Origin of the sequence: Amycolatopsis sp. WAC 01416 (assembly GCF_003947485.1) — a bacterium.
Classification (GTDB): domain Bacteria; phylum Actinomycetota; class Actinomycetes; order Mycobacteriales; family Pseudonocardiaceae; genus Amycolatopsis.
The window spans coordinates 1-8,048 of the sequence record NZ_QHHX01000021.1; the positions used below are offsets into that span (position 1 = coordinate 1).

The 8,048-nt window shown below is 63.4% G+C and carries 11 protein-coding genes; 6 read left to right on the forward strand and 5 right to left on the reverse strand.

What is annotated here, in order from left to right:
- Nucleotides 1-514: 514 nt before the first annotated feature.
- Complete coding sequence (locus DL990_RS41045; protein ID WP_125801878.1) at nucleotides 515-1,066, reverse strand: hypothetical protein; 552 nt, start codon at nucleotides 1,064-1,066, stop codon at nucleotides 515-517.
- Between the two features lie 559 nt (nucleotides 1,067-1,625).
- Nucleotides 1,626-2,288 (reverse strand): DUF6518 family protein, encoded by a 663-nt coding sequence (locus tag DL990_RS41050; RefSeq protein ID WP_370451417.1) that lies wholly within the window; start codon nucleotides 2,286-2,288, stop codon nucleotides 1,626-1,628.
- 515 nt (nucleotides 2,289-2,803) lie between these two features.
- Here DL990_RS41050 and DL990_RS41055 point away from each other — a divergent pair.
- The 5 genes from DL990_RS41055 to DL990_RS41075 are packed head-to-tail and all read left to right on the forward strand — an operon-like array spanning nucleotide 2,804 to nucleotide 5,286.
- A complete protein-coding gene (locus DL990_RS41055) occupies nucleotides 2,804-3,277 on the forward strand; it encodes a YbaB/EbfC family nucleoid-associated protein (protein ID WP_233620723.1) in 474 nt (157 codons plus the stop codon).
- Nucleotides 3,274-3,585 (forward strand): hypothetical protein, encoded by a 312-nt coding sequence (locus tag DL990_RS41060; protein ID WP_125787181.1) that lies wholly within the window; start codon nucleotides 3,274-3,276, stop codon nucleotides 3,583-3,585. Before DL990_RS41055 ends, DL990_RS41060 begins: the two co-directional genes overlap by 4 nt.
- Nucleotides 3,582-3,965 carry a hypothetical protein gene (locus DL990_RS41065; protein WP_125787182.1) on the forward strand — a complete coding sequence of 128 codons (384 nt, stop codon included), beginning with the start codon at nucleotides 3,582-3,584 and terminating at the stop codon, nucleotides 3,963-3,965. The genes DL990_RS41060 and DL990_RS41065 overlap by 4 nt, the downstream gene beginning before the upstream one ends.
- On the forward strand, nucleotides 3,962-4,693 hold the full coding sequence (locus DL990_RS41070) for a hypothetical protein (protein WP_125787183.1): 732 nt from the start codon (nucleotides 3,962-3,964) through the stop codon (nucleotides 4,691-4,693). Before DL990_RS41065 ends, DL990_RS41070 begins: the two co-directional genes overlap by 4 nt.
- Nucleotides 4,690-5,286: a DUF3558 domain-containing protein gene (locus DL990_RS41075; protein WP_233599013.1), complete on the forward strand. Its 597-nt coding sequence runs from the start codon at nucleotides 4,690-4,692 to the stop codon at nucleotides 5,284-5,286. Before DL990_RS41070 ends, DL990_RS41075 begins: the two co-directional genes overlap by 4 nt.
- Before the next feature lie 184 nt (nucleotides 5,287-5,470).
- Here DL990_RS41075 and DL990_RS41080 read toward each other — a convergent pair whose 3' ends face one another.
- From DL990_RS41080 to DL990_RS41090, 3 genes are all read right to left on the reverse strand, one after another.
- Nucleotides 5,471-5,884: a hypothetical protein gene (locus DL990_RS41080; protein ID WP_233620724.1), complete on the reverse strand. Its 414-nt coding sequence runs from the start codon at nucleotides 5,882-5,884 to the stop codon at nucleotides 5,471-5,473.
- Between the two features lie 124 nt (nucleotides 5,885-6,008).
- Complete coding sequence (locus tag DL990_RS41085) at nucleotides 6,009-6,929, reverse strand: hypothetical protein (protein WP_125787185.1); 921 nt, start codon at nucleotides 6,927-6,929, stop codon at nucleotides 6,009-6,011.
- A 98-nt stretch (nucleotides 6,930-7,027) separates the two neighbouring features.
- A complete protein-coding gene (locus DL990_RS41090; protein ID WP_125787186.1) occupies nucleotides 7,028-7,372 on the reverse strand; it encodes a hypothetical protein in 345 nt (114 codons plus the stop codon).
- Nucleotides 7,373-7,704: 332 nt separating this feature from the next.
- Between DL990_RS41090 and DL990_RS41095 the strand changes: the two genes are divergently transcribed.
- On the forward strand, nucleotides 7,705-7,980 hold the full coding sequence (locus DL990_RS41095) for a hypothetical protein (RefSeq protein ID WP_233620725.1): 276 nt from the start codon (nucleotides 7,705-7,707) through the stop codon (nucleotides 7,978-7,980).
- Nucleotides 7,981-8,048 lie beyond the last annotated feature (68 nt).

Here is an 8,048-nt window from a genome sequence, read left to right on the forward strand (position 1 = left end):
GCAAACGCTGGACCATGCGCTGGAAACCCGCCTTGAACGCGTTCGAGATCGCCTTCGACGGCCGACTCGCCGCCGGACGCAAGTAGTTTCCTTCAACCCGAGTTACACCGCTCGTTTGACAGACCCGACGCAGGCCCGCGGTCACTGGCAAGCGGCGATCGTGGCACACGAACGTGCGAACGACCGAGCCTATGCCACAGGGCTGCGCCGACGAATGACGCGTGATCTACCAGCCTGTTGACCTCTGCTTGGACGATGTGGAGCCTGGATTGGCTGCGTTGGTTGGAGGACATGGGCCCAGTTGATGAATTCTGAAGGCGTTACGAAGTCGGCCTCTGCGGACGGCGAGTGCCTGCTCGTCCGAAGCGGCCCTATCAACTGGGCTGAGCATTGCCGCCGCGCAGTAGTTTCCGATGCTCGCCAGTGGCCTCCAGGGGCACGGGAGTTCACTGGTCGGCAGACTGCCTCTATCCGCCCGGGAAATCCGGACAGATAGAGGCAGCCCAAGCGTATTTTAGGCGTGCGCCTTGGTCAGTCCGACGTTGTTATCCCACTGGCCCAAATAAGCGCCTTCGGCTCCGAAGTCGATGTTGAAGTCATGTGCCGAGTTCAGTGCGCGGTTGGTGACGTGCGCGTATCTGCAGTTGTTGTCGCCGAGAATCGACGACATGTTCGCCTTCCAGTACGAGTCGGGTTCGACGCGGTAGCCCGCCGAGTCGCACGGTCCTGCGTTCCCGTAGATCGTGGTCATGCTGCCCGCGGCGTTGCGGTTGTAGTTCCCGTTCGAGTACCAGTACATCAGGGGAGTGGCCTCGGCGATGGCCGAGATGGCGTGCCCGTCACCCTGGGACACGAGTCCGGCCGCGGCCGCGGCCGGCGATACCTCGGAGCACGACTTCGCCAGGACGGGCGACACGTCGCCGTTCTCGGCCGGCCCGACCACCCAGGCGCAGTAACGTCCCGCCGAGCCCTCGCTCGCGGTGGCCGCCGACGCGGAGGTGCCGCATAGCGCTGCGAGCGCAAGCGTCGCCACGCCAACGGTGAACATCTTCGATACGCGCTTCATTTCAACCCTCTCGACATACCTTAATTGGATGCAACCCTCGAAATTGACCGCATAGCGCACCCCTGAGAGGACTTCCATGTTCCGCTGCAGGCGCAGTGAACATGGTGAAACAGAAGAAAGCCAGGGGGTAGTGGCGGCTCAAGAGCTAAAGAGAAGACTTCCGTAATAACGTCAGCTCGAACAGGCTCAGCTTTGTTGTCGACAGATGGGCACTGGTATGAGCTGCGGCGCGATTAGAGCGCACGCGTACCTTTTATTGGAAGTCCTCCCCAGTTGAACCGCTTCGCGCTTAGAATTGCGATCAATTAACCCTGCCACTAGATCAACATGTCCGAACACCACCGAACGAGTGTGACCGGGGTCACTTAAGGCTATTTGTCATATTCTTATAATCGACGAGTGCATGTAGCTGATTCGCTACGAATTGCTCTAATTTAGACTCGCTGGACAGGGGTTCTCGACGGCGCTGGGATCCACCGTGGCGAATCGAGACGAAAGGTTGGCTTTCGCGTGGACCGGGCTTGACGGGTCTCGACGAGGCATCCTGATGCGGTAAGAGCTAGTGCTCGAGTCTGATCAGGACTTCCTCGATGATGTCCGGCGCCGACACGACCATGAAGCCGAGAGCTCCCAGGGGGATTGCGTAGGCTGCAACCTGGATTCCTTGGCGCACCGAGCGAATCCCTCGATAACCCACGAAGCCGATCGCGACTACCGTCGCGAGCAGCAGGACGCCGACACCTGAGCGGCCGGACTGCCGGACAACGTCAGCGGCCAACAGTCCGACTACCGCGGCGGTCGCCACTGTGCCGCGGGTATCGGTTCGCCCGATCGCGCTCAGCAGGAATCCAGCGAGCAAGCCGCCGGCGACCGCCAGCGCGCACCACAGTACCGTTGTCGACACATCGACCTGGTACGGCATGCCCGCATATTTGATGCCGTAGACCAGGGCCTTGCCCCAGTAGAAGGCAAGAACGGCCGCGATCAGCGCTCCGACCGCCCGGATTGCCGCGCGTCGACGAGGTGCGCCTGCTGTTACCGCGACGACCAGTGCGATCCAGATGGTGAAGCTGTGCGCCAGAGGCCTCAGCACGTCGCTGTAGTAGGCGTAAGCGCCTAGGGCGCCAGAAGCCACGCCCGCCAGGATCGCGCCGAGATCAGAGGCGCGAAAGTAGTCTGACCAGGGGGTTCGTGTTGTGTCGTCCTCAGTCTCAACTGGCACACTTACCCCCAGCTAGTGCATGAGCGATGACCTGCATTCTCCTGCGCGGAGCGACGAGACGGACACCAGCCGTAGTCGCCTCTCGGGAAGCATACCGGCATGATCAAAAACTGGACGTGACACGGGCGGTCGCACGACGTCGCGACGGCGAGCTGCGCCAATGTCAGCGGGGGAGCTGTTGTGCAGCCTTTCGCCGCCTGCTCCGGCACAGGTGGCGAGACCGCGCGGCACGCCGCTCTCGCTCGTCAGCTGCAGGGGCGTCCGCCGGATTCGGTGGCAGTCCCGGTCACCGGTGAGGCGCGTCGCCACCGTGCCGGGTCGGATGTTTCGCGCCGTCTGTCATGGTGCCGACCTGTGGGTTGCCGGCCGCGTGCGGGGAATGACGAGACACAGGTGTGAGGTTCGACTACGCTGACCGCTCGGCCGATTACGCTCGTGTAGTAGTCGCGGGCGTAGCGGTCAGGCCGTGGGGGCGGCTGCGAGGGTATGTCGGGCGACGGGGAGGGCGAGCCGGCGTGTCATTGAATGTGGCCAGGTTGCGGCAGCAGGCTGGTGAGCTCGATGCTGAGCTGGAGCAGGCCCGGTTCACCGGGCGATCTGCTGACGGTATCGCGTCGGCGGTGGTGTCCGGTCAGGGCAAGCTGGTGGATCTGACGATCGCGGATCAGGTGATCCGGAGTTCGCATCCGCAGCGGCTGGGGCCTGCGGTGATGGAGGCGGTGTCGGCGGCCCGGCGTGCGGCCGCTCAGGTCGGTGTCGCCAAGGTCCGCGCGGTGGTGGACAAGGACCAGGAGTGGATGCCCGAACCCGCCCCTGGGCCCGCGGCAACCCAGGGGAACGACGTCGCGCCATCACCTGCTCCCCGAACCGCGACAGCGGCTGAGCCGCGTGGAGCGCGTCCCGATCCCGGAGAGGTCGAGGAGGAGAGTTTCGATCAGCTCGATTTCCTGGACGACGATCTCGAGGACGAGGGGCGGGATCGCTGGTGAGTTACCAGGACGAGCTGTATCACCTGGCGCGGGAGATCGACGCGACCGTGGCCGCGGTTGAGCAGGCCGCGGCGGGTGCGGCGCGGGATCGTGTCACGTGGACGTTGCCGGGGGAGCTGGGGTCGGTGACGGTGACCGGTGCGGGTGAGCTGGTCGATGTGTCGGTGGACGTGGCCGCGATGAAGGCCTACAGCGCGGCGAGCCTGTCGCGTCAGCTGCTGCTGGGGATCCGGCGGGCGGAGGAGACCGCGGCCCAGCGGTATGAGGCGGCGGTCGCGGCCGTTCGGGATGAGGAGCGGCTGGTATGAGTTTTCCGGATCCGTTCGACCCCGGTCCCGGTCAGGGCTATCACGTTTACCCGGAGAAGCTGCGGGCCGCGGCCGACGCGATCGCGGAGGCGGCGGGACTGCTACAGAACTTCGTAGTGGTGGACTTGGCGAATGTCGCGCTCGGCCCCTACGACTTGGGTCTGCCGGGGACGGCGACGAACCTGATGCCCGGGCTCAACGGCCTGGGGACGGTGGACCGGTACAACGCGGCCATCGACGCGATTCAGCGGATCACGGCCGAGAACTCGACCCAGCTCGCCGTGCTGAGCGGGGCGTTGGGCAAGGCCGCGAACCACTACGAACAGCTGGATCAGGAAGCGTATGACCGGATGAAGAAGCTGGAGGGTGAGATCAAGTGACCACCTCCGACCCGGGCCAGGCCGCCGCGGAACTCACTACCATGACCTATCCGGAGGCCGCGGATGCGAAGATCCGGGAGTACGCGGACCTGATCGGCGCGCACGGGATCATCGGGCTGCTCGACAAGCTCCGCGTGTTCGTCGCCGGCAACCTGGAAAAGGCGTTGAGGCTGGCTGAGGCGTTCGCCAGGGAGAGCAAGCTGAAGGACGCGGCCGACATCGTCAATGACACCAAGCTGTCACTGACGGCCGCGTGGCGTGGTGACGCGTTCGACCAGTACTCCATGTATTCCGGGATGGCCGTCGACAGCCTGAACAAAGGCCAGGTCTCCATCACGAGCCTGACCAAAACGGTGAGCACGGTCGCGACGACGGTGATCGACACGTACAAGAACCTGTTGCTCGCGCTCGGGAACTGTGCGGCGAACCTGGCGCAGCTGAGCGGGAAGTTCGCGATCGTTCTCGGGTCCGTGGTCGTCCCGCCGCTGGCCGTGTTGTCGGCCAAGGACTTCGTGGACGCGATCAACTCGGCCTTCGAGAAGTTCTGGCGTGACTGCAACACCCTCCTCGCCAGCATGATCACCAACATCGGAGCGCTGGTCGGGAGCGGTCTCGAGCTGACGGCCATCGAGACCACCTTCCCCAAGATCCCGGATGTCGGCACGAGTGCCGAGGTGGTCGGGGAACCCCGCCGCTGGCGGATCAAACCGGGAGCCGATCCCTCGTGACACGTCGTCTCGCCCGAGGACTCGCCCTGCTGATGGCTGGTGGCATGGTGGCGCTGGCCGGCTGCGGAACGAGCCCGCCGCCGACGCCGCCGGAACCGTCGGTATCGGTACCGCCGATCCCCGCACAACTGAACGGCAACAAGTTCATCGCCGATCCGTGTTCGGCGATCACCGTGGAGCAGCTGCGGAGCATCGGTTTCGGCGAAGGCAAGCACGAACAGACCCGGCAAGGCCAATGCCTGATCGTGCTCGGCCGCTCGGTCGACGTGACCACATCCTGGTTCCCGCCGCTGCGGGAGAGCATCAGCACGTTGTACAGCGACCACGCCCGAGGCCGCGATACCGGCAACCACTGGGAAGAGCTGACGATCAACGGCTACCCCGCGGTGATCGTGGACGTCGAGGAGAACATCGCGACCAAGCGGGACGAAGGGCCTCTGGCGTGCAGGCTGGTTCTCGGCGTCGACGACAACACACTGGTACACATCAAGACCAACACCCGCGGAAAGCCGGAAGCGGGTCCCTGGCAGAACGATCCTTGTGGTGCGGTCACGAAGATCGCCGAGTACGTCATCGACAACCTCCGCACCTAGACGCGATGGCACGGCCCTGATCCAGAAACGGAAGCCAGCCAGGGACGTGACACTGGGCGGTGAAGCCGCTCGTAGCCTCCGCACCGTGACGGACCTGCCCGTATCAGCGTGCTGTCCTCTAGGAATGTCTGGCCATCGTGAAAATACGGGTAGCCGGCGAAAGGGTGGTTCCTGTCGCGCAGGTTTACGTTGGTGATGTCTGTGCGCTGGATGGCCAGGTCTGGAGCAGCCATCGCTCGTGCCGATAGTCGAGTTCCGGGAAGTCGCTGTTCACGGTGGGGGTGCTGGTGCGGAACGCGCGTAGCTGGAAAGGGCCGGGGACGGGAAGTTCGATGATGACGTCCGCCGGCGAGCCGGTGACGGAGCCGAGGACGACGCGCTCCGTGTCCACGGTGAAAGCCCCGTCGAACCGATCTTCGAACGGTGACGTGGGCAGCGCGGGTTCTGCCGTCCAGACTTCGAAGTCCACCACGACGTCCGTCATCTCACCCAAGGTGAAGAACTTGCCTCCTCCGTGGCCGCTGACTGCGATGGCCCCGTCTGTCTGCGGAGGCAGGTGTGAGGCGCGGGCCTCGGTGGACTCGACGTCGAACAGCATGAACTGGTGGTAGTCGACCCAGGGGCTTCCGGTCTCTCGGAGAAGGAGGACGGGTTCGGTCATTACGGTCCTTGCTGTGCGTGGGTGATGGCGAGGATATCCACCATCACCCACGCGAACAAATCTACTTGTAGGCCTCGACGAAGACGCTGTCGCCGTCGAGGATGTGGTCCTCAGCGAGGAATAATCCCCACCGTGCGCCAGTTTCCTGGTTGTGTTCCTTCAGCCCGGGGCGGACCGCCACGGTCCGCAACATGTCCGGGGTGATCGTGAACGAACCTTCGTATGTTGTTTTGAAGGGGAACTCGTCACATTCGTTGACCTTGCCGTCCGGGCGAACCTTGTAACCCGTCCCCCATTTGTCCTTACAGAACTTCACCGACGTGTTGTAGTTGTTGGTCTGCAACAGCTTGTCGTAAAAGTTCCTGCGAATCGGCTCGGTCCTGTTCGCCCACGCCGGGACGCCGATGTTGCCGGGCACATACTTCCCCTGCCCGCCACCAGGGTAGGTCTTGCCGAAATCCTGGTGGGCGTCGTAGTACAGTTGGGCGGATTCCGTGATCGCCGGATCGTTGGCGTTGAACCTCAGCCAGCCGGTCGCACCGTGGAACACGCAGTCGCTGCTCCTGGCATAGTTCGGGTTGGTGCTACGCGCGACGTCGCAACGCAACGGCCACGACACCGGCTGGGTCTGACCGATGTTGTCCCACGGCCCGGGGCCGCCGTAGCCGTAGGCATAGCTGGAGATGCTGTACAGCGTGCGTTTCTCGGGCTTGATCTGGTCGGGTTCCTGCGGATTGGGCGGATCCTCGCCCTGGAACTGGAACGTGTAGTCGGCCTGGGTGATGGCCTGCCAGCCGGTGATCGACTCCGAGTGGCCCCAGGACGGCGTCTGGCAGCGAGCGCTACTGCTGGGCAGGGCCTTGTTGCAGGCCACCTCGACACCGACGACCTGGCTCTTGTTCACCTCACCGACGAACTTCCAGTTCGCGATCCGTGTGGTGACCAACGCCTGCCGGGCGTTCCACGACATGTTGACCGTCAACGCCCATTCCGCGTGAGCCCGGCCGATTGGGAGCGTGCTGTTCTTCTAGTAGTAGTTGACGACAAGAAATTCGGCGTGACAGGAGGCGAATCGGCTTTTCAGCAGATGCGGTCCGGCGGGTCGTCATTGTTCATGAAGTAGTCGACACATTCCTGGGGCAGCACGGGATCGCCAGGATTCGCCATGGCCTTGCTTCCCGAAGCGTATCGCGCCGAGTCGACTGAATAGACATGCCTGTCGGGGTTGAGGGCTTGCCTTGTCTGCTCAGGCGTCGGTTCGCCCTGCTTGCGCTCTAAACCTGCGGCGCGGCTCTGTCGCGTGTTGGCGGGAGGCGGTACGTCGAGTGGGTTGACTCCGCGTTCCATGGGAACGGTTTGAATTATCGCGTATACATCGTCCGCCGCTTTGGCGGCCGTATCGGCGAATGCAGTGCTGGTGAACATGACAGATATGCCAGCCATTGCCAACAGGCTGGATCTGAATGAGCTTCTTTTGCGCAACAAAAGATTTCCTAGTGAGCTCGAGTGCTGACCGCACCCCTCAGTGCGAGCTCCACCAACATATTGCGCGATCGGTTGACGGTTCACTAGAACGATATGGTGATCACTACAGTACGCACTGGTCGCTGTCGGTAGTACCTGGAGGTGTTTCCGGGTGCGTTACACGCGATTGCTGCACCATCTGGGTGTCCTCGCAGGCCTGCGGGGTTCCAGAAGTCGGTTTATGCATCCGACCTGCGACGCGCGCTTCGTCGGGTAGGGCATGATCGGCGGCCATGTCTTTGCGTCTGCTTTATCTGATCTTCTTTCGGCTGGTGGGTTTGGTGGTGTTGCTCGGCCGCTCGTCGGCGTCGAAGAACGTCGAATTGCTGGTACTGCGCCATGAGGTCGCCGTGCTGCGCAGAGGCAACCCGAAACCTCGTCTCGACGGGGCTGACCGGGCTGTGTTCGCCGCGTTGGTTCGCCTGCTGCCTAGGGCGCTGCGGCTGCACCGGTTAGGCCGTGTCCTGCGGATCTTCATCGGAGGTGGAGGACGATGCAGGCGAGGATGATCTCGGCGCGGTGGTAGGCGGCTCGTTTGGCGAATCTGGTTGCCAGGGCTCGGAATTGTTTGAGCCTG

What these genes read in the sequence shown, in the direction of transcription:
- DL990_RS41095 (WP_233620725.1), top strand. Translation starts at nt 7,705, where the DNA reads ATGTCTTTGCGTCTGCTTTATCTGATCTTCTTTCGGCTGGTGGGTTTG.
- DL990_RS41065 (WP_125787182.1), top strand. Translation starts at nt 3,582, where the DNA reads ATGAGTTTTCCGGATCCGTTCGACCCCGGTCCCGGTCAGGGCTATCAC.
- DL990_RS41080 (WP_233620724.1), bottom strand. Translation starts at nt 5,884, where the DNA reads ATGCTGTTCGACGTCGAGTCCACCGAGGCCCGCGCCTCACACCTGCCT.
- DL990_RS41090 (WP_125787186.1), bottom strand. Translation starts at nt 7,372, where the DNA reads ATGTTCACCAGCACTGCATTCGCCGATACGGCCGCCAAAGCGGCGGAC.
- DL990_RS41045 (WP_125801878.1), bottom strand. Translation starts at nt 1,066, where the DNA reads ATGAAGCGCGTATCGAAGATGTTCACCGTTGGCGTGGCGACGCTTGCG.